The organism is Aeromonas sp. 61P, from assembly GCF_051919545.1.
In the GTDB taxonomy this organism is placed as follows: Bacteria; Pseudomonadota; Gammaproteobacteria; order Enterobacterales; family Aeromonadaceae; genus Aeromonas; species Aeromonas veronii.
Genome location: NZ_JBQBEL010000001.1, coordinates 1,545,505 through 1,564,880, shown reverse-complemented (window position 1 = coordinate 1,564,880; position 19,376 = coordinate 1,545,505). Strand labels below are relative to the sequence as shown.

At 61.2% G+C, this 19,376-nt stretch carries 19 protein-coding genes and 2 pseudogenes; 14 read left to right on the top strand and 7 right to left on the bottom strand.

Features of this window, described 5'->3' with window-relative positions; genetic code table 11:
- Positions 1–94: 94 nt before the first annotated feature.
- The 4 genes and pseudogenes from gluQRS to thpR form a co-directional block, all read right to left on the bottom strand.
- Complete coding sequence (gluQRS, locus tag ACTG2O_RS07655) at positions 95–1,003, bottom strand: tRNA glutamyl-Q(34) synthetase GluQRS (RefSeq protein ID WP_439975551.1); 909 nt, start codon at positions 1,001–1,003, stop codon at positions 95–97.
- 111 nt (positions 1,004–1,114) lie between these two features.
- Complete coding sequence (gene dksA / locus ACTG2O_RS07650; RefSeq protein WP_005335644.1) at positions 1,115–1,564, bottom strand: RNA polymerase-binding protein DksA; 450 nt, start codon at positions 1,562–1,564, stop codon at positions 1,115–1,117.
- Between the two features lie 119 nt (positions 1,565–1,683).
- Positions 1,684–2,426: pseudogene (sfsA, locus tag ACTG2O_RS07645) on the bottom strand (DNA/RNA nuclease SfsA).
- Positions 2,423–2,965, bottom strand: a complete 543-nt coding sequence (thpR, locus tag ACTG2O_RS07640) for an RNA 2',3'-cyclic phosphodiesterase (protein ID WP_139436865.1) — start codon at positions 2,963–2,965, stop codon at positions 2,423–2,425. The pseudogene sfsA and the gene thpR overlap by 4 nt, the downstream one beginning before the upstream one ends.
- 178 nt (positions 2,966–3,143) lie before the next feature.
- Here thpR and hrpB point away from each other — a divergent pair, with 178 nt between their 5' ends.
- The 3 genes from hrpB (at position 3,144) to gloA2 (ending at position 8,443) form a co-directional block, all read left to right on the top strand.
- Positions 3,144–5,591 carry an ATP-dependent helicase HrpB gene (hrpB, locus tag ACTG2O_RS07635; RefSeq protein WP_439975550.1) on the top strand — a complete coding sequence of 816 codons (2,448 nt, stop codon included), beginning with the start codon at positions 3,144–3,146 and terminating at the stop codon, positions 5,589–5,591.
- 73 nt (positions 5,592–5,664) lie between these two features.
- Positions 5,665–7,983, top strand: coding sequence for a penicillin-binding protein 1B (mrcB, locus tag ACTG2O_RS07630; protein ID WP_042052390.1), 2,319 nt, complete (start codon positions 5,665–5,667; stop codon positions 7,981–7,983).
- 58 nt (positions 7,984–8,041) lie between these two features.
- Positions 8,042–8,443 carry an SMU1112c/YaeR family gloxylase I-like metalloprotein gene (gene gloA2, locus ACTG2O_RS07625; RefSeq protein WP_005335657.1) on the top strand — a complete coding sequence of 134 codons (402 nt, stop codon included), beginning with the start codon at positions 8,042–8,044 and terminating at the stop codon, positions 8,441–8,443.
- Between the two features lie 78 nt (positions 8,444–8,521).
- Here gloA2 and ACTG2O_RS07620 read toward each other — a convergent pair whose 3' ends face one another.
- Together ACTG2O_RS07620 and ACTG2O_RS07615 are read right to left on the bottom strand one after the other, a co-directional pair.
- On the bottom strand, positions 8,522–8,842 hold the full coding sequence (locus tag ACTG2O_RS07620; protein WP_110303533.1) for an SMR family transporter: 321 nt from the start codon (positions 8,840–8,842) through the stop codon (positions 8,522–8,524).
- Positions 8,839–9,225, bottom strand: a complete 387-nt coding sequence (locus ACTG2O_RS07615; RefSeq protein ID WP_021229559.1) for a DMT family transporter — start codon at positions 9,223–9,225, stop codon at positions 8,839–8,841. The genes ACTG2O_RS07620 and ACTG2O_RS07615 overlap by 4 nt, the downstream gene beginning before the upstream one ends.
- 158 nt (positions 9,226–9,383) lie before the next feature.
- Here ACTG2O_RS07615 and ACTG2O_RS07610 point away from each other — a divergent pair, with 158 nt between their 5' ends.
- From ACTG2O_RS07610 to ppa, 3 genes and pseudogenes are all read left to right on the top strand, one after another.
- A complete protein-coding gene (locus tag ACTG2O_RS07610) occupies positions 9,384–10,265 on the top strand; it encodes a LysR family transcriptional regulator (protein ID WP_021229560.1) in 882 nt (293 codons plus the stop codon).
- A 109-nt stretch (positions 10,266–10,374) separates the two neighbouring features.
- A pseudogene (locus ACTG2O_RS07605) lies at positions 10,375–11,954 on the top strand (DUF3369 domain-containing protein).
- Positions 11,955–12,170: 216 nt separating this feature from the next.
- Positions 12,171–12,701, top strand: a complete 531-nt coding sequence (gene ppa, locus ACTG2O_RS07600; protein WP_005335667.1) for an inorganic diphosphatase — start codon at positions 12,171–12,173, stop codon at positions 12,699–12,701.
- Between the two features lie 28 nt (positions 12,702–12,729).
- Here ppa and ACTG2O_RS07595 read toward each other — a convergent pair whose 3' ends face one another.
- The gene (locus ACTG2O_RS07595; protein WP_005335669.1) at positions 12,730–13,077 is read right to left on the bottom strand and encodes a hypothetical protein; all 348 of its coding nucleotides are present in this window, start codon (positions 13,075–13,077) and stop codon (positions 12,730–12,732) included.
- A gap of 139 nt (positions 13,078–13,216) precedes the next feature.
- On the opposite strand from ACTG2O_RS07595, the gene ACTG2O_RS07590 reads away from it, so the two are divergent.
- The 8 genes from ACTG2O_RS07590 (at position 13,217) to ACTG2O_RS07555 (ending at position 19,236) form a co-directional block, all read left to right on the top strand.
- A complete protein-coding gene (locus tag ACTG2O_RS07590; protein WP_005335678.1) occupies positions 13,217–14,107 on the top strand; it encodes a hypothetical protein in 891 nt (296 codons plus the stop codon).
- Between the two features lie 220 nt (positions 14,108–14,327).
- Positions 14,328–14,870 carry a YtfJ family protein gene (locus tag ACTG2O_RS07585; RefSeq protein WP_005343253.1) on the top strand — a complete coding sequence of 181 codons (543 nt, stop codon included), beginning with the start codon at positions 14,328–14,330 and terminating at the stop codon, positions 14,868–14,870.
- A 44-nt stretch (positions 14,871–14,914) separates the two neighbouring features.
- Positions 14,915–15,214 carry a DUF2607 family protein gene (locus tag ACTG2O_RS07580; protein ID WP_111900195.1) on the top strand — a complete coding sequence of 100 codons (300 nt, stop codon included), beginning with the start codon at positions 14,915–14,917 and terminating at the stop codon, positions 15,212–15,214.
- Between the two features lie 31 nt (positions 15,215–15,245).
- Complete coding sequence (locus tag ACTG2O_RS07575) at positions 15,246–15,830, top strand: DUF2796 domain-containing protein (protein WP_439975549.1); 585 nt, start codon at positions 15,246–15,248, stop codon at positions 15,828–15,830.
- Positions 15,831–15,834: 4 nt separating this feature from the next.
- Complete coding sequence (locus ACTG2O_RS07570) at positions 15,835–16,524, top strand: ABC transporter ATP-binding protein (RefSeq protein ID WP_439975548.1); 690 nt, start codon at positions 15,835–15,837, stop codon at positions 16,522–16,524.
- Positions 16,518–17,765, top strand: coding sequence for an ABC transporter permease (locus ACTG2O_RS07565; protein WP_236317165.1), 1,248 nt, complete (start codon positions 16,518–16,520; stop codon positions 17,763–17,765). The genes ACTG2O_RS07570 and ACTG2O_RS07565 overlap by 7 nt, the downstream gene beginning before the upstream one ends.
- Positions 17,766–17,797: 32 nt before the next feature.
- A complete protein-coding gene (locus ACTG2O_RS07560) occupies positions 17,798–18,271 on the top strand; it encodes a DUF3299 domain-containing protein (RefSeq protein WP_026034852.1) in 474 nt (157 codons plus the stop codon).
- A 104-nt stretch (positions 18,272–18,375) separates the two neighbouring features.
- Positions 18,376–19,236, top strand: coding sequence for a TIGR03899 family protein (locus ACTG2O_RS07555; RefSeq protein WP_439975547.1), 861 nt, complete (start codon positions 18,376–18,378; stop codon positions 19,234–19,236).
- Positions 19,237–19,376: the final 140 nt, after the last annotated feature.

Here is a 19,376-nt window from a genome sequence, read left to right as displayed (position 1 = left end):
GCTGACAATTGATCCCGCATGAAACCGTCTGTCAGCGAAAATAGCGGTCTATCAGCGCCCAGCTCACGCCTTATTACACGAAAACCGGCTCTTTTTACTCAAGGTCCAGCGGGATTTTCTCGCTGGCGGGCACCCGTTCTAGCTGCCAGTTGGCGATGCCCCAGCCGATGATCTCGTCGATCCGGCTTGCCATCAGCTCGGGCGGCGGGCACTGGCCGAGGAAGTGCAGCGCCTGCCACAGGGCCGGTCGCACTTCATCGAGCGCCAGGGCCGGCGCATGGTTCTGCTTGGAGAGCTTGTTGCCATCTGCCAGCACCGCCAGCGGTAGATGCACCCAGTCGGGCACCGGTGCCCCCAGGGTCTGGTAGAGGGCAATCTGGCGCACCGTGGGCTCCAGAAGATCGGCGCCGCGCACTATCTCGGTGATGCCGCTGTCCATGTCATCCACCACCACCGCCAGGTTGTAGGCATAGAGCCCGTCGCGGCGACGGATAATGAAATCCTCCTCGGCGAGCGCCGCCGGTACCGCGATATGGCCCTGCAACCGATCGTCGAAGTGGTAGATCGGATGGTGCTGGCGCAGCCGGGCAGCGCAACCTTCGGCCGCAAGCCCGAGGGTGCGGCAGTGGCCGCTGTAGAGACCGCCCGCGGCCATGATTTCGCGCCGGGTGCAACGGCACCAGTAGAGGTCCCCCGCCCGATAGAGCTGGTCGATGATCTCGTCATAACGGCCGTGGCGCGCGCTCTGGAACATCACCTCCCCATCCCACTCGAGGCCATATGCCTCAAGGGTCTTGAGGATCAGGGCCGCAGCCCCCGCCATCTCCCGCGGCGGATCGATATCTTCGATGCGTACCAACCAACGTCCCTGCTGCGCTCTGGCCTGCAAAAAGCTGCCGAGGGCGGCGATCAGCGAACCGAAATGAAGCGGGCCTGAGGGTGAGGGGGCAAAGCGGCCGACATAGGGGCGCACAAGGGGTGAGGATGGGGAATTCACTGGCATGACTGTTCGGGTAAGCGATTCATTGAGGCTGCATTCTGGGGCGCGACCGCCAAAAGCTCAATAAAAAAGGGAGCCCGCGAGCTCCCTTTTTCATATACCAGAGGGTCGGGATCAACCGGCCATCTGTTTTTCCTTGATCTCGGCCAGCGTCTTGCAATCGACACAGAGGTCGGCAGTCGGACGGGCTTCCAGACGACGGATACCGATCTCGATACCGCAGTGTTCGCAGTAACCGAAATCATCGTCTTCAAGCAGCTGCAAGGTCTTCTCGATCTTCTTGATCAGCTTGCGTTCACGGTCGCGGGTACGCAGTTCAAGAGCGAACTCTTCTTCTTGCGCGGCACGATCCACGGGATCCGGGAAGTTGGCAGCTTCGTCTTTCATATGGTCGACGGTACGATCAACTTCCTGCATCAGTTGGTTGCGCCAGGCACCCAGGATCTTGCGAAAATGCGCCTTTTGTTGGTCATTCATGTACTCCTCACCCGGCTTTTCCTGGTAAGGCGCGACACCCGCAATGGCCAGGGGGCCCAGAGATTTCCTGTTTTCGCCTGTTGGCATGCCCTGTCTCCTAATTCAGCACGCTACCCGTGCCATCCATAAATTGAGGGCGACATCTATAGCAGAAGGGTAACGGGTAAGCAAACGAGCCGTACCAATAATGTTACCCACTCCAATATTTATGCACTCCCCTCGGGTAACAGGTGACCAGATTCAAACGGGATAAACCCTTGAGCCACCATGCCTTGCACCCCAACATGGGGCCGATAGCATAAAATTTCAACCCCCGCCGCGATTGCCTGCTCAATTAGCAGACTATAGTGCGGATCTATATGGGTTGCAGGGCGCATCCGGCTTATTCCGGAGTGCAACACCATAAAGAGCAGCACGGCCCTGTGGCCCGCCGCTTTCATCGCCATCAACTCGCGCAAGTGCTTGGCACCACGGGCGGTGACCGCATCGGGGAAGTAACCCATCCCCGGATGTTCACGTTCGTCGAGCAGGGTGACCGATTTTACCTCGATGTAACAATTGCCCTTCTCGTCATCTTCCAGCAACAGATCGATGCGACTGTTCTCTTCGCCATACTTCACCTCGGTGCGCAACCGGCTGTATCCCGCCAGCGGAGCAATGGCCTCCTGCTCGATCAGCTCCCGGGCAATCTGGTTGGCGCGCGCCGTGTTGACGCAGATAAAGTGGCCCGCCGGGCTCTCGGCGATCTCCCAGCTGTAGGGCAGCTTGCGCTTGGGGTTATCGGAGGTGGAGTACCAGACCCGGGTGCCCGGATCGGCACAACCGGTCATGGCACCGGTATTGGCGCAGTGGATAGTGATGACCTCGCCGTTATCGAGTTGCACATCGGTCAGAAAGCGCTTGTAGCGGGCCACCAGCCGGCCCGATTGCAGGGGGGATCAAAGATCACGGGTTAGCCCTCCGCGCATCTTCTTTTACCCGGGCACGCAGCGGCCAGCAGGCAAGCGGCTCATAGCGCACCCCGTCCGGAGTCGAGATGGATTGATAGAGGCAGAACTCATCGGCCTGCAGCAGAAAATTTGGGGCAGGCAGGATGGCAGGGGCCTCGACCGCCTTGCGCGACAGGGTGACGTGGGGGCGATAACCCTGCTCGCCATTGCCAAGACGCAACTTCTCGCCGTGGCGGCGCAGCGCCTTCGCCAGCACGGTCAGCTCGTTGGGCCACTCCTTCGGGCCAATCCAGGCAGCCTTGGCCCGGCTGAACCAGCCGGTCTCATCCAGCCTGATGGAGAGCGGCGGACAGTGCTGGCGCTCTACGGCGGCGATCAGGCGGCGGGTGGTCAACTCGTCCGCCTCACCCAGAAATGCCAGGGTCAGGTGGAGGTTGGCTTGCGGCACCGGCTGACCGGGCCAGGGCAGCTGATCGCGCCAGGCGATGAGCTCGGGAGCGAGCTCCTTGACGGGCAGGGCAAAGAAGAGTTTGGCCATGTGGTGATAATGCCTTTTTCACGCTCATTGGATGGGCCCATTCTATGGCAGCTATCCGGCCATGTCTCGCCAGCCTCCCGCCCGAGTGGCCATACCGTCACATCCACTCACGGTGGCGCGGGTGGCTGTGGCAGAATAGGCGCCGTTTTACCGGTTGCTACAGAAGGTGCTCATCGCTTTGTCCCAGCTCCCCATCGTTTCGGTATTGCCCGAACTCTTTGCCGCCCTCGACAGCCACACCCGCGTGATCCTGCAGGCGCCGCCCGGCGCGGGCAAATCGACCCTGCTGCCGCTGGAGCTGGTGCGCCAGAACCGGCTGTCCGGCCGTATCATCATGCTGGAGCCAAGGCGGCTGGCGGCGCGCAATATCGCCAGCTTTCTGGCGCGCCAACTGGGGGAGAAGGTGGGCGAGCGCATCGGCCTGCGAGTGCGTGGCGAGAGCCGCACCAGCTCAGCGACCCGGCTAGAGATCGTCACCGAAGGGGTGCTGACCCGGATGTTGCAGCAAGACCCTGAGCTGAATGGCGTCTCGCTGGTCATCTTCGATGAGTTCCACGAACGCAGCCTGCACGCCGATACCGCGCTGGCCTTCGCCATCGAGAGCCAGCAGGGATTACGCGATGACCTCAAGCTCCTGGTGATGTCCGCTACCCTGGATGGCATGGCACTCGAGACCTTGCTGCCGGATGCCCCTGTGGTTCGCTCCGAGGGGCGTGGTTTTCCCATCGACTATCACTACCGCCCCGCCAATCGCCAGCAGTGGCTGGAGCCGCAGGTCGGCGCAGTGGTACTCGAAGCGCTGGCCGAGCAAGATGGCAGCCTGCTGGTCTTTCTGCCGGGACAGGGTGAGATCGAGCGGTTGGCGCAGTGGTTGGCAGACAAACTGCCGGACGACGTGACCCTCGCCCCCCTCTACGGCCGCCTCGACATGGCGGCACAGCAAGCGGCCATCGAACCGGCGCCTGCCGGCCGCCGTAAGCTGGTGCTCACCACCAATGTGGCGGAGACCTCCCTCACCATCGAGGGGGTCTCTGTCGTTATCGACAGCGGGCTGGAACGACGGGCCTCCTATGATCTGAAAAGCGGCGTCACCCGGCTGGAGACACGCCAGATAGCCAAATCCTCCGCCACCCAGCGGGCAGGCCGTGCTGGCCGTCTCGGCCCCGGCGTCTGCTACCGGCTCTGGAGCAGCGAGGTGCAGGAGCGGCTCGCCGAGCAGAGCCCGCCAGACATCCTCACTCAGGAGCTGACCGGCCTGCTGATAGATGCCGCCCAGTGGGGCGCCAAGGTAGAAGATCTGCCGCTTCTCGATATGCCTCCCGCCGCCGCGGTGGCCAGCGCCCAGCGGCTGCTGGTGGCCCTTGGCGCCATGAAGCCGGAGGGTGAGCAACAACTCACTCCCGCTGGCCGCGCCATGGCCGCCTTCGGTACTCACCCTCGCCTCGCTCGCATGCTGCTGCGCGCCCGCGAGCTGGAGTCCGAGGGTCTGACAGGGATTGTCGCCGATGCCGCATATCTGGTGGCGTTGCAGGAAGAAGATCTGCGAGGATCGGAGCGCCTCTCTGTGCTGTTCCACCGCCGTCAAAACGCCCTGCGTCAGGGGGCGGCCCGCTGGTTTGAGCGGCTTGGCGCACGCCCTGCCAATGCACAGGGTCAGTGGCTGGGGCTGCTCTGTGCCCTCGCCTGGCCGGATCGCATCGGCAAGCTGCGCAGCGGCAGCCGCTATCAACTCAGTGGTGGGGTGAGCTGCGATCTGGTAGAAGGTCATCCATGTCAGGGACAAGGGGCCCTGATCGCCATCGAGATGGGGCAGAACGATCGCGGCAGCCGCATCTTTATCGCCGAACCGGTCGATCTGGACGAGCTGGTACGCCTGCTGCCGGAGCTGGTGAGCGAACGGCAGTGGTTCGACTGGGATGAGCGGGAAGAGCGGGTGCGCGCCGAGCGCCAGCAGGTGATCGGCGAGCTGGTGCTGAGCCAGCGACCGCTGACCGAACTCTCTGACGAGCAGAAAGGGCGCTGCCTGCTGCAAGGCATTCGCCGCAAGGGGCTGCATGTACTGCCTTGGGACGAGAGCAGCGAAGGGCTGCTGGCCCGCCTGCGCTGCGCCCGCGACTGGCTGCCTGATGAGGGGTGGCCCACGATGGATGACGACAGCCTGCTGGCCACGCTGGAACAGTGGCTGCTGCCAGCGGTGAGCGGTATGACCCGGCTGGAGCAGCTGAAGAGGCTCAATATGAGCGACATCCTGCGCCAATCCCTGCCCTGGCCACTGCCCAAACGGCTGGACGAGGCACTGCCGAGCCACTTTGCTGCGCCCACCGGCAGCCGGGTGCGGATCCGCTATCAGCCGGGGCAGGCACCGGTGATCCCGGTACGCATTCAGGAGATGTTCGGGCAAGGCTCGACCCCCTGCGTGGCCGATGGCCGGGTGCCGCTGGTGGTGGAGCTGCTCTCCCCCGCCCAGCGACCGCTGCAGATCACCGCCGATCTGGCCGCCTTCTGGGCTGGCTCTTACGAGCAGGTGAAGAAAGAGATGAAGGGGCGCTATCCCCGCCACTACTGGCCGGATAATCCGCTGGAGGCAATGCCGACCAAGGTCACCAAAAAGAAGATGGGCATCTAGGTTCGATGGGTTAATCCCGCTCGGACGTTCGCGAATGCGACATAACAAGTAGAAAGGAAAGCAAAGAGGATTTATGGCAACCCAACGACGCAAGCGTGCCCCCAAGAAGGCAGCGCCCAAACGCACCATCTGGCGCAAGCTGTTCTGGCTTGGCTTCAAGCTCTCCCTGGTGGTGGCGGCCTTTATGGTGGTGTTTGGCATCTACCTCGATACCAAGGTGCGCGAGCGCTTCGATGGCGAGAAGTGGCAGCTGCCGGTGATGGTCTACAGCCGTCCGCTGGAGCTCTACCCCAGCCAGCGCCTGTCGCGGGACCAGATGCTGCGCGAGCTCAACATGCTGAGCTACAAGCAGGTGCGCCAGCCTCACACGCCGGGTGAATACACCATCAATGGCAACCGCATCGAGCTTATTCGCCGTCCGTTCGAGTTCTATGATGGCGCCGATGGAGCCCGTGGCCTGCGCCTCACCTTCAACGGCCCGCGCCTTGAGGGGATCCAGTCGCTGGAGAACCAGCGCCAGCTCGGTTACGCCCAGATGGACCCGGTGCTGCTCGATCGCCTCAATACCGAGGATCGGGAAGATCGCCTGCTGGTGCGTATCGCCGAAGTGCCCGACAGCCTGCTGGTGACCCTGCTCACCACCGAAGATCGCGACTTCTACCAGCATGGCGGCGTCTCGCCGGTCGCCATCATGCGGGCCATGTTCGCCAACCTGATCGCGGGTCGTACCGTGCAGGGGGGCAGTACCCTGACCCAGCAGCTGGCCAAGAACTTCTTCCTGACCCGTGAGCGCAGCCTGTGGCGCAAACTGCAGGAAGCCTATATGGCGGTGCTGATTGACTATCGCTACAGCAAGGACGAGATCCTGGAGTCCTACCTCAACGAGGTCTATCTGGGGCAAAACTTCTCGCAAGGGGTCTATGGTTTCGGCCTCGCCTCCTACTTCTACTTCGGCATTCCGGTCAACGAGCTGGATATCGATCAGGTCGCCCTGCTGGTCGGTCTGGTGAAAGGCCCCTCCTATTACGACCCATGGCGCTTCCCGGAGCGAGCCAAGACCCGCCGTGATCTGGTGCTGAAGCTGCTGATGGATCACGGCAGCCTGACCCAGGCCGAGTATGAACTGGCCAGCCGCCAACCCCTCGGCATCATCGCCCGTGGCCAGATGAGCTATGGCCGCACCCCGGCCTTTATGGGACTGCTCAAGCGGGAGATCCAGAGCCGCTTCGGCGCCGATCTGCTCAAGCAGTCCGGCCTCAAGATCTTCACCAGCCTCGATCCCATCGCCCAGCACGCGGCCGAGCGAGCGGTCGAATCGGGCCTCGCCGATATCGAGAAACTGCGCGGCAAGAAGAAGCTGGAGGCGGCCATGGTGGTCTCCGACTGGCACAAGGGCGAAGTGGTGGCGCTGGTGGGTGGCCGCGATCCCCGCTACGCAGGGTTCAACCGGGCGCTGGATGCCCGCCGCCAGATCGGCTCGCTGGTGAAACCGGCGGTCTACCTGACCGGTCTATCCAACGGCCTGACCCTGGCGACCCCGCTCAAAGATCAGCCGATCCGCATTCGCGGTCAGGATGGTCAGGTCTGGACGCCGCAAAACTACGATCGCAAGTTCCGCCAGAGCGTGCCGCTGATGGATGCATTGGCCAGCTCCCTCAACGTACCGACCGTCAATCTGGGTCTGCAGGTGGGGCTGGAAAAAGTGGTCGACACCCTGCACAAGCTGGGAGTCCAGCAGGAGATCCAGCCCTATCCGTCGCTGGTGCTGGGGGCGGTGGCCCTCTCCCCGCTGGAGGTGAACCAGATGTATCTGCCCATCGCCAATCAGGGACTGACCCAGCCGCTGTCGGCCATTCGCGCCGTAGTCAACGGTGATGGCAGCCTGCTCTATCAGCATGATCAGACCGCCAAGCGGGTCACCGACCAGCAGGCAAGCTGGCTGACCCTGTTCGCCATGACCAAGACGGTGAGTCAGGGCACGGCCCGCGCGCTCAGTGCCAAGTTCCCCGGCGCCACCATGGCGGCCAAGACAGGCACCACCAACGAGCTGCGCGACTCCTGGTTTGCCGGGATGGACAACAACGAACTGGTCAGTATCTGGGTCGGTCGCGACGACAACACCCCGGCGGGCTTGACCGGTGCCAGCGGTGCTCTGCAGCTATTTAGCGGCTACATGAGCCAACGCGGCGTCAACAGTCTGGGGCTGAAGATGCCGGAAGGGGTCACCTGGGCCAACTTCTCCCGCGCCAGCGGCACCCGCGTCACCAGCGACTGCCCGGGCAGCCTGCAGGTGCCGGCCAAAGCCTCCACCATGGGCTCCCCGGCCGGCTGCGCCAGCAGCGCGACGCCGCGCAGTGCGCTGGATGACTGGTTCGGCGGTTTCTTCAACTAGATCAACGACACGGGCAGCGCAGGCTGCCCGTTCACTATGCTGCTGACAAGGAAACACCATGACCTTTCCGCTGTTTGACTCCATCCACCATGTGGCCATCATCGCCAGCGATTACCCACGCTCGCGCCACTTCTACCACGAGGTGCTGGGGCTACCCATTATCGCCGAGACCCTGCGCGAGGCGCGCCAGTCGTGGAAACTGGATCTGGCCCTGCCGGACGGCAGCCAGCTGGAGCTGTTCAGCTTCCCCTCGCCTCCCGAGCGCCCCTCCCGCCCCGAGGCGTGCGGCCTGCGCCATCTCGCCTTTCGGGTCAGCGATCTTGACCGGGTCATCGCCCACCTGCTGGCCCATCGGGTCGAGGTAGAGCCGGTGCGGGTGGACGAGCTGACCGGCAAGCGCTTTACCTTCTTCGCCGACCCCGACGGCCTGCCGCTGGAGCTCTACGAAGCGCCGCGCTGAGCCTGCATCGACCAAGCAATCAGCCAAACAAAAGCCGCCCGGTTGCTACCGAGCGGCTTTTGTTATTGCTTCAGGTTATCAGGCGGTAGTCAGCATAACGACAGCCTGCGCCATCACCATCATGCCAGCCCAGCCGATGGGCTTGAGCCGCTCACCGAAGAAGAGCAAACCGCCCAGCGCCGTGCCGACGATGCCGATAGCCCCCCAGGTGGCGTAGGCAACAGCCAGGTCAATCTGGCCGCCACTTACCGCTTCCGAGAGCAGGGTAAAGGCGCCGAGTACCAGCATGATCCCCAGGAATCCCCACCCCTTGTAACGAAAACCCTTGGAGCGGTTGATGGCCATGTTGGCGCCGATATCGATCAGTGCGGCACCCAATACAATCACAAACGGACTCATGCTGTGGCCTCCGCGTCTACTGACTTGTCTGCAGGCTCATCATGGGTCTCCCCCATGGTCACCATAACAATCCCCACTATCGCGAGAGCCAGGCCAATCAGCTCCTGAACGGTCACATCGTAACCAAGGAACATGACCGACACTATGGTGATCAGGGTGATCCCGAGCCCCTCCCAGAGCGCAAACGCAATACCAATGGAGATTGTTTTGGCGGCTTTCGCCAGCAACCAGTACGAGAAACCGATCAACAGCCACATCGGGATGTAATTCATCCAGCCAGCCCCCTGCTCGGGGATCATGGCCATGCTGGAGGTACCGGCGACCTCGGTCACGATGGCGCCGGTCAAAAACAGCCGGGCCAGAAACATACGACTTAATAACATATAAGATGCCTTTGTTGCTTCGACGGGAGAGATGGTAAACGGGGAGCAGCAACTCGCAACAATCGCTCAGCGTCGATTATTCCGACGCCACAGGTTTGCCTTGCCTTGGTTCGGCACGCTAAGGTGATGGTGAAAAAATCCGTCATGGCCTGTAAAAGATGAAGCTATATCAGATAGAACTCTTTGTAGAGTCCGCCAATAGTGGCTCTATTGCCAACACTGCCCGTCGTCTCGGCAAAAGCCGCAGCGCCGTCAGCACCTCCATCGCGGCGCTGGAAGTTGAGCTTGGCGTCGAACTTTTTGAACGAGGTGCCAATCAGAGTCGTCTGACCGAGATCGGCGAGCTGGTGCTGGATGATTGCACTCGCCTGCTGCAGGCAGCCAATAGCCTGCAGCAGAAGTGCAAACATTACGCCTCGGGGGCCGAAGTGGCGCTGCGGGTTGCCCGCGATGACGCCATTCCCGAACCGGTGTGGCGCGAGATGCTGGCCAGCCTGCACAACCAGTTTCCCGGCACCAGTATCTCGCTGGTGCTCGCCTCCCCACCCGAACTGCCGGCGCTGGTGGAAGAGGGATTCGTCGATGCCGCTTTTGGCCTTATTACCGAAGATCAGGAGCGCAGCGGCCTCAATATCGACGTGCTCAACCCGATCCGCACCCTGATGGTGGTGGCACCCAGCCATCCGCTGGCCGGACTGAAGCGGGTCAAACAGCAGGATCTGACCGATCACACCCAGGTTACCCTCTCGTATGTAGATGAATTTTCAGTAAAAAGCCTGCTACCTGTGGGAGGCCAGCATATCGGTCTCTCCAGCTTCGAGTTGATGCGCAATGCGGTGCTGGACGGATTGGGCTGGGCGGTGCTCCCCTCGCCGCTGATCCAGAGTCAGCTGCGACAAGGCTCCCTGCTGACCCTGAAACACAAGTTCAGCCTGCAGTGGCGGGATTACGGGGTCTATCTGGCGGAAAACGCCTATCACGGCAAGGTGTTGGCCTGGTTGAAGAAGTCGATCCAGGGGTATCTGGAACCTTTCGAGTAGCGATAAAGAGGCGGAGCCAGCTCACGATATCTACTTATCCTGATGATCCGAGCGGATGTGATCGTGCATACTGTTCACATACTCATTGAGCGCCGGAGGCGTAACCGATATGAGCAGTGCCCAAGACAAGGACGATATCTTGCTGGACGACGACATCATCGAACTCGATGATGAGGAGGTCGTGGTCCCCAAGGCACTCAACCCATGGCAAGTGCTGATCGTGGATGATGAGCCGGATATCCATCATGCCACCCGCCTGGCCCTCTCCAATATTCACTACAAATCCCGTCCGCTGGAACTGCTCAATGCCTACAGCGGCGCCGAAGCTGGCCGCATGCTGGAGGCCAATCCCAGGATTGCGCTGATCCTGCTCGATGTGGTGATGGAGACCGAAGATGCAGGTCTGCGGCTGGTGCACCAGATCCGCAACGAAATGCACAACTCGCTGGTGCGGATCGTGCTGCGTACCGGCCAACCCGGCCAAGCCCCCGAGCAGCGGGTGATCCTCGATTACGACATCAATGACTACAAGACCAAGACCGAACTTACGGTACAAAAGCTCTACACCACCGTCATCGCATCCCTGCGTTCATACGAAACCCTCAGTGCCATCGACAAGAGCCGGCAGGGGCTCGGCAAAATTCTGGAAGGGGCGGGCGATCTCTACCATCTTCATTCACTCAAGGAGTTTGCCTCCGGCGTGCTGAAACAGATCAGCGCCATTCTCGATGTGGGCACCGAAGGGGCTATCTGCGCCGAGCGCCGTCCCGGCGAACAGGGGCTGGAGATCCTCGCCGCCACCGGCGACTACGAGACTCTGCTGGATGATGGCAAGATCACCGACTTCCCCCCCTCAATGACTCGGTCATGAAGGCACTGGCAGCGCGCTGCAACCGCTTTGAACACCCACAGGACTCCCTCTATATCGCCGCCCAGAATGGTCGCGAGTTCGTGCTGAGTTTTACCCCGACCCAGCCCCTCGATCCCCTCGAATGCGATCTGCTGGATGTCTTCTGTCAGCGCATCTCGGCGGCCTATGACAATCTCTATCTCTACAACCAGTTGCTGCGCGCCCAGGAGGCCACCGTGGTGGCGTTGGCGGCGCTGGCGGAGTTTCGCGACTCCGACACCGGCGAGCATGTCTTGCGGGTGCAGAAACTCTCGGATGCCATCGTGGCCGAATTGAAGCAGATGACAGCCTATCCCGAGCAGCTGACCCCGGAGTTTGTCGAGATGATCGGCATGGCCTCCATCCTGCACGATGTGGGCAAGGTGGGCACCCCGGATCATATCCTGCACAAGCCCGGCCGTTTCGACCCGGAAGAGCGGGCCATCATGGAGCAGCATGCCGGCATCGGCGCCAATATCCTGCACAAGGCGGGCGAAATGGTGGAGGGAACCAGCTACCTCTCTCTCGGCGCCGAAATCGCCCGGGGCCACCACGAGCACTTCGATGGCAAGGGCTATCCGCAGCAGCTGGCTGGTCAGCAGATCCCGCTGTCGGCGAGGATTGTGGCGGTGGTCGATGTATTCGATGCCCTGCTCAGCAAGCGCCCCTACAAGGAGCCCTGGACGCTGGCGCAGACCATGGAGTATATCCAGTCCCGCTCCGGTACCCAGTTTGACCCTCATGTCGTAACAGCCCTGTCGCGACTGGTCAACGAGTCGAGACTCCCCTACTCGCTCTGACCCTCTTTACTCGCAACTCCACATGCCCTGCCGGTGACCAAGGTCAGCGGCAGGGCATCAAAACAGCCATTTTGTTGCATCCCGTACACATCAAAGCGCCGCAAACCGGAAACATCCCCCTTCTTTGTTAGCGATATCCGCTGAAATATGGTCATTTAACATCACATCGCTATAATATCGGCCTGCAAACCTGATACTAACAACGAAGGAATTATCATGAGCCTGAACCTGGTACCGGCTGGCAAGAGCCTGCCCGACGATATCTATGTCATCATCGAAATCCCGCAGAATGCCGACCCGATCAAATACGAAGTCGACAAGGACAGCGGTGCTATTTTCGTCGATCGCTTCATGTCTACCCCGATGTTCTATCCGTGCAACTACGGCTACGTGAACGCGACTCTCTCTCTGGATGGTGACCCCGTCGACGTACTGGTTCCGACCCCCTACCCGCTGCTGGCCGGTTCCGTCATTCGCTGCCGTCCGGTTGGCGTGCTGAAGATGACCGACGAATCTGGCGAAGATGCCAAGATCGTTGCTGTACCGCACTCCAAGCTGACCAAACAGTACGACCACATCCAGGATGTGAACGATCTGCCGGAACTGCTGAAAGCCCAGATCCAACACTTCTTCGAGCGCTACAAAGAGCTGGAAGCGGGCAAATGGGTCAAGGTGGAAGGCTGGGGCGACAAGGCTGCTGCCGAAGCCGAGATCAAAACCTCTGCCGAGCGTTACGCTGCCAAGTAAGCGTCACTTCGCTTGTAAAAAAGGCGCCTTATGGCGCCTTTTTTGTCGGTGTTTGCGGCAGCTGACCGGCCGCATCTTCGGCAGGATTGCCCTGAATGTATATTTCACGGCCATCTTTCTGGTAAGGCCGATAGTAATCACCGCCACAGCGATAGCCGCCGCCCGGCTGGCTCATCAGCTCGCAGTTGACCGGCAACACCTCCAGCCACTTGATGGCCTGCTGGTAGCGCAGCCACTCCTGCCATTCGTGCTCGCGTGCCAGCTGATCGCGCAGGGCAAAGGTATCCGCAATGGACATCCCCTTGTTGACGATCACCTGACCCGCCATGGCTGGCAGGCTGAGCAGCCCAAACAGCACTATGATCCAAGGCTTCATAACCCCTCCAGAGTGACTTAATTTCACAATTAAATTAAAAGTCACATCAATCTGTTATCCAGATCACAAAACGAAACATCACCAAAGTGGTGCCGGCTCACCTAGTTGTTAATTATCGTCCACGGCAGGAAGCACCACCATGAAGCTGACCCCCGCGCTGTTGCTCAGCCTCACTCTCTGCACCACTCTTGGTGCTACAAGCAACGCCAGCGAAATCAACATGAGCTGGCAGTGGCAATCCACCGATGGCCAGCGCAAGCACTTCCAGCTGACCACCGACGATCAGGTGATGGCCGCCAGTCGCCACGAGATGAGCCTGCTGAAGGCTTCCCTCACCAATCCGCTGGAGACCCTTTACGCCTACATCAGCCCGCGGCTCTACAACAGCATCAACCTGATCAACCAGAGCAGCCCGGAGACAGCAACCAAGTTTCGCAATCTGGAGCAGGCCTTCACCCTGCGGGACGACAGCATGGAGTCGCTGCTGTTCTGGCAAGCCTACCAGCAGTATCAGGAGGATGCCTTCTACCAGATGAGGGTGATCCCCTGCGTCCATCCGGCCAATCGCAAACTGCCTTGCGTGCGACCCGATTACTCCCAGCTCTTCTACCACTTCAAAGGGCACCTCAAGCCACTGGCGCAGCAGTTTGCGGCCAAGGATCTCGCCACCAGCGTCAGCCTGCTGCAGGAGTGGCTGAACGCCATCCCCACCCAACCGGAGCAGCTGGATCACTTCGCGCCGCCGCTGCAAGCGTTGCAAGATAACAAGGCCGACAGCGACGAGAAGGCGCTCTTGATGGCCAGCCTGCTGGCGGAGCTGGCGCCGCAATATGTGCTCAGCATCATCTATCCGGATATCAGCATCGGCAGCGTCTCCCCAGCCTGGTTGGCCATTACGGCAGACAGTGGCGTACCCGGAGATGTGGTGGTGATCAACAATCAGCGCCATGTGCTGCTGACCGGCTCGTCCCTGCTGGCCCAGCAGATGACCATGGCCAAGATCCCCCTCATCAGCGAATCGCTCTACTGACGCAGACAGCTCAGACCAGCAGCCAATTCATTGATTTTTATCGATGTCATGCCATCCTAGCCGCCCTTGCCAGCCAACCACCTGACTGGCGGGGCGCCGACGCTTCTGAATTGCGATCTTATTTAACACTTTTTAAACAGATCCGATCAGTTTAGGATGAAGCTCGCCCATTCCCTCAATCCGAAACTCGTTATAACATAACAAATGGAGTGTCATCAGGATGAAACATCTCGTACTTACTTTGGCGCTGCTGCCATCTCTGGTCTTTGCTCACAACTTCAAGGATGGCAACCCGGTGCCGCTGGTCAATGTCAGCGACAAGGGTGAGCTGGTACTGAACGGCAAGGATATCGGTTACCAGCCGTGGCAGAGCACCTCGCTCACCGGCAAGGTGTTCCTGATCCAGCATATTGCCGGTCGCTCCAGTGCCAAGGAGCTGAACGCCCCGATGATCGAGGCGATCAAGGCCGCCAAGCTGCCGCAAGACAAGTACCAGACCGTTACCGTCATCAACAGCAATGACGCCATCTGGGGCACCTCCGGCTTCGTGAAGAGCAGTGCCGAGGACAGCAAGAAAGAGTTCCCCTGGTCCGCCATGGTGCTGGATGCCAAGGGCATGGCGCGCAACGCCTGGGATCTGACGCCGGAAAGCTCGGCGATCATCCTGCTGGATAAAGAGGGCAAGGTGCTGTTTGCCAAAGATGGCCAGCTCGATGCCAACAACATTGCTACCGTGATGGGGCTCATCAAGTCCCATCTCTAAGTCAGAGAGAAAGGGCGCTGATGGCGCCCTTTCCATAAGGGTCTATGGGTCGTATCAAGCTGAAAATCTGGATCTTGCTGCTGGGCTGGTTATGGCTGCAGCCTGCCCTTGCCCGGCACCAGTTTGAATCTGCCCTGCCCGGCCACGACGACCATCACTGCCTGGTTTGCGCCCTCCATCTGGATGGCAAACAGGTCATCACCGCTACCCCCTATTGTTTCCCCGGTTCGACCTCTGTTCTGCCCGTCGTTGCAACCATGCAGCGCTCGGCGGATACCGCCACGCTTCACAGCTATGCCATCCGTGCGCCGCCAGCCTCTGCTTTTCTCTATCCCTTTGCTTAATTTCGCTATTTGTTTTGAAAAAGGATTAAAGATGAAAGCAGTTACTCTGTTGCTGGCCGCAGCGGCCTTTGGCGCACACGCAAATCACGACGAACACGAGAGCCACAGCCACGGCGCCCACGAGCATGGCCACGGCCACCTCAATCTGGTGGTCGATGGCGACCAATTGATGATCGAGCTGCAGGCACCCGCAGCCGATCTGGTGGGCTTCGAGCACGCCGCCAAGAGCGATGAAGAGAAGGCGCAGTATGCCAAGGCGGTCGCCCGCCTCCAGCAGCCTGACGCCCTGTTCCGCTTCGACCCGGCCGCTGGCTGCAAACTGACCCAGCAGGAGCTGCAGGCCGCCAAAGAAGAGCATGATCACGACCACGACCATGACCATGACAAGGCTGCCAGCGAAAAACATGAAGACCACCATGATCATGACGAAGCGGGTCACGCCGATATGGGCGCCATGTACACCTACACCTGCGCCACGCCGGCCAAACTGACCGGCCTTGAGGCGACCCTGTTCAGCGTCTATCCGAGCCTTGAGAAGCTGAGCGTGCAGGGCATTCTGCCTACCGGCCAGACCGCTGGCGAGCTGACCCCGTCCGCCAACAAGCTGAGCTGGTAACGCCATGAAAAAAGCCGTGGTTGAGATCCGCGATCTGGCCTTTGCCTGGCCAGGTGGCGACGCTGTACTCGATCTGCCCGCCCTCACCATCCGCGAGGGTGAGCGGGTCTTTATCAAGGGCCCGTCGGGCTCCGGCAAGTCGACCCTGCTCGGGTTGCTGGCCGGGATCCAGACCGCCAACCACGGCACCCTGGAGGTGCTGGGCCAACCATTGGCCCGGCTCTCTGGCCGTGCCCGTGACCACTTCCGGGCGGCCAATCTGGGTTATATCTTCCAGCAGTTCAATCTGCTGCCCTTTCTCTCGGTGCAGGACAACGTGACCGCAGCCCTCACCTTTTCGCCCGCCAAACGGGCCCGCCTGCAAGGGAGTCCGGAGCAGGAGGCGCACCGTCTGCTGGCGGAGCTGCAACTGCCGGACGAGGCGCTGCATCGCCCCGTCCACGCCCTCAGCATTGGCCAGCAGCAGCGGGTTGCCGCCGCACGGGCGCTGATCGGCTCGCCGCCACTGGTGATCGCCGACGAGCCCACCTCGGCACTCGACACCGACAACCGGGCGGCCTTTATCAAGCTGTTGTTCGAGGAGTGCGACAAGCAGGGCTCGACCCTGATCTTCGTCAGTCACGATCCTTACCTCGAACCCCTGTTCCCACGGGTGGAAAACCTGCAACAACTTAACCGGAGGGCTACGTGCTAAAGCTCGCCCTGCAAAGTCTCTGGGCCCGTCGCCTCACCGCCGGGCTCACCCTGCTGGCCGTTGCCATCAGCGTCACCCTGTTGCTCGGGGTGGAACGGGTGCGCACCCAGGCCCGTGAAAGCTTCTCCAACACCGTCTCGGGTACCGATCTCATCGTCGGCGCCCGCTCCGGTCAGGTGAACCTGCTGCTCTACTCGGTGTTTCGCATCGGCAACCCCACCAACAACGTGGGGTGGGACTCCTATCAGGCCATCAAACAGAAACCGGGCGTCGCCTGGACCATCCCGCTTTCGCTTGGTGACTCCCACAAGGGATTTAGGGTGCTCGGCACCAATGGCGACTACTTCACCCACCTGAAGTACGGTCAGCAGCAGTCGCTGCAACTGCAGGAAGGGCGGCCGTTCGAGACGCCGTTTGAAGCTGTACTCGGCGCTCAGGTGGCCGAGAAGCTCGGCTATCACCTCGACCAATCCATCGTCATCGCCCACGGTGCTGGCAACACCTCGTTCAGCCAGCACGACAACCTGCCGTTCAAGGTGGTGGGCATTCTGGCGCCGACCGGCACGCCCATCGATCGCACCATCCATGTGCCGCTGGCGGGGATAGAGGCGATCCATCTGGGCTGGGATACCGGCCGTCACAGCAAAAACGTGACGCCAGAGCAGGCACTGGCGCAGGATCTCACCCCGAAAACCATCACCGCCTTTATGGTGGGGCTGAGCAACCGGATCCTGGCGTTCCAGCTGCAACGCAGCGTCAACACCTATCCCAAAGAGCCGCTGATGGCGATCCTGCCGGGGGCCGCCCTGCAGGAGCTGTGGAGCCTGATGAGCGTGGCGGAAACGGCCCTGTCGGTGATCGCCGGTTTCGTGGTGGTGGCGGGCCTGATCGGCATGCTGACTACCCTGCTGGCAGGGCTTAACGAGCGACGCCGGGAGCTCGCCATTTTGAGATCCCTCGGTGCGGGCCCTGCCCATCTGTTCCTGCTGCTGGCGCTGGAGGCCATGGCGCTGACCACGGTCGGCATCGCTCTCGGGGTCGCCGTACTCTATCTGGGGCAGGGGCTTGCCTCGCCCTGGCTGCTCAGCCACTATGGCCTGCAACTGAGTTTGGGGCTGCCGAGCACCTACGAGTGGCAGTTGCTGGGGGTGGTGTGGCTGGCAGGCATGATGATCGGCCTGCTCCCTGCTGCCCGCGCTTACCGCTACAGCCTGAGCGATGGCATGAGCATTCGCGTCTAGCGAGACGCCCAAAAATAGAAACAGAAGGACAGATGATGAAGTGGAAAATTGTGGCGCTGCTCGCCAGCCTGCTGGTGCTGCCCGCCCTGGCCGCCGATTACAAGACCATCGACTGGGATGTGCTCATCCCGGAAGGGGAGAAACTGCTGCCACCGCCCCAGGTCAATCACGAAGATCCCATGTCGGTACCGCAACCGGTGGGCGGGGTAAACAAGAAGCTGGACAACCAGGATGTGCGCATTCCGGGCTTCGTAGTGCCGCTGGAAGGGGATGCCAAGAAGATCACCGCCTTCCTGCTGGTGCCCTACTTCGGCGCCTGCATCCATGTGCCTCCGCCCCCCACCAATCAGGTGATCTATGTGAGCTACCCCAAGGGTGCGCCGGTGGATGATCTGTGGGATGCCATCTGGGTGAAGGGCAAGATGCGCACGGTCAGCTCCAGCCACGAGATGGCCACCGCCTCCTATTCGATGGAAGCGGTCGAGGTGAGTGTCTACGAGGAGTAATCCTCCCGTTGCAAAAAAAGCGGCCTCCACAGAGGCCGCTTTGTTATCTTGGCATCCCGGTTGGAGTAACATTCAGCTCCAGAACCTGTGCGAATGGAGTCAGCATGGCAGACCTCCCCCCCCCGAAAAAAGAGAGTTCGATCCTGAGCAGCCAGGAGCAGACACTGCGTCTGGCCCGCAGTCGCGGCATCGACGGCATGCTCACCCGCAATACCGACAGCACCTTCGAACAGCGCGCCACCTTTCGCCATCTGGCGGATCAGGCCGCCCGTCAGCGCAATCTGGAAGCCATCATGGTGATGGCCTCCCGCCACTGCGAAGAGACCGCGGCCGGTGGCGAGATGGACAGCGACTGGCTGACCCGCTTCCTGCAACTGGCGGAAGATATCAGCATGGTGCCGATGCAGCAGCTGTGGGGGCGGATCTTCGCGCTGGAAATCGCCACGCCGGGCCGCTTCTCCATCCGGGCGCTCGCCACCCTCAAAGAGATGACCCAACGCGAAGCCCAGCTGTTTCAGCGCATCTGTTCACTGACCTGCCACTACACCGGCAGCGACGAACAGCGACTGCTGCTGGGGCTGCACAAGGGGGCCACCCTGCTGAGTCGCGCCAAAGCAACCCGCCTTGGCCTTGGCAAATACCGACTGCCCTACAACGCCCTGCTGCAACTGTTCGAGCTGGGGCTGCTGCATCGCGCCGAGCTGGAGTCCGGCCCGCTGCCCGCCGATGGGGTCGAGCTGGAGTTCGGCAACCAGCGCTGGCGGCTGCAGTGCAAGCAGAACAACGTCACCCTGCTCTACTACCGCCTCACCCCGGTGGGCAACGAGCTCGCCCAGCTGCTGCAAGAATCGCCGCTGGAGGAGTACCTGCAGGATCTGAAAACCGTGCTGGTGCAGGGGATCCAGATTGAAGTGATACAGCTCGTCAGCGCCCCCTCCTCACCCGCTCCCGACCCTCTCCCCTGATCTCTGGCGGGGCAGCGGATGCCCCGTCGGTTCGTGGTTCCTTCGCATCCAGCTGCTGGCTCCAAGCTTATGGGCTTGACCAGAATAGGTTGCAAATTGCAGATGCCGCAGAGGCACACCCGTCTGCTCCGTTGCATATT